This is a genomic window from Desulfallas sp. Bu1-1, assembly GCF_015594625.1.
In the GTDB taxonomy this organism is placed as follows: Bacteria; Bacillota; Desulfotomaculia; order Desulfotomaculales; family Desulfallaceae; genus JADNRQ01.
This window is the reverse complement of sequence record NZ_JADNRQ010000101.1, coordinates 1-269: the sequence shown is the minus strand read 5'-3', so window position 1 is coordinate 269 and position 269 is coordinate 1. Positions and strand designations below refer to the sequence as shown.

Here is a 269-nt window from a genome sequence, read left to right as displayed (position 1 = left end):
TTCTCCTGCGCTGTGAGTTGCGTTTACTATTTGCTCCGGTGGAATAGGCGTTACTTCGATAGTAAAAAGCATTAAATCACCCCCAAAATAATTAACCGGACATCGAAGGTCCGGTTATTTCAGAACTGTTAGCGGATCAATAAATTGTGTTTTATTTTTACCTGCCCGCACTTCAAAGTGCAGGTGATCGCCGGTTGACCATCCCGTGCTGTCGGCTTTGGCTATAACCTGGCCTTTTTCAACTTCATCCCCGGGTGTAACTTTGTACG

General features: G+C 45.4%; 1 protein-coding gene. It reads right to left on the bottom strand.

The genetic code is table 11. The features are described from left to right. Nucleotides 1-114 precede the first annotated feature (114 nt). On the bottom strand, nt 115-269 hold a 155-nt coding region (locus tag IT084_RS17830; RefSeq protein WP_195714200.1), incomplete at its 5' end, for a M23 family metallopeptidase.